Annotated in this window: 1 protein-coding gene; it reads right to left on the reverse strand. The window is 66.1% G+C overall.

Annotation, left to right across the window (positions count from 1 at the left end):
* A partial coding sequence (locus RM572_RS29295; protein WP_311676373.1) for an SRPBCC family protein occupies nucleotides 1-439 on the reverse strand: 439 nt, incomplete at both ends.

Raw genomic sequence — 439 nt, forward strand, 5'->3', positions numbered from 1 at the left:
TGTGGGCAGTGTTTGGCCAGATCCGCCGCCGCCGCGTCCAACACGTCGTTGAAGACCCTGGTCAGCATCGGCCGACCCACCCAACGGGTCAGGGCTCCGCCGACGAGTGGGAACTTCACCCGGAACGTCGTGGTCCATGTGACGCGGGTGCCGCCATCCACCGCGACGAAGCCGACTCGACCGTGTCGGTGTTCCGAGGGCGGGAAACTGCGTTCGACGGAGTAGTCGAAGGAATGCGGTGCGTCGTAGGCGGTGATGCGTTCCCGGAACCATCCGATGGTCCAGAGCAGGATGCGCACCGCTCCCTGTCCGTAGGGCGCCTGCAGGCCGGGTTCGGCCAGCCGCTGCCGAACTACCAGCGGAGAGCGCGTGAAATTGGCTGCGTTGCTCATGAAGTCGAACACCGCGTCCTGCGGTGCTGCGATGGTCCGTTCGACGG

It is taken from the genome of Streptomyces hazeniae, from assembly GCF_031845485.1.
Lineage (GTDB): Bacteria > Actinomycetota > Actinomycetes > Streptomycetales > Streptomycetaceae > Streptomyces > Streptomyces hazeniae.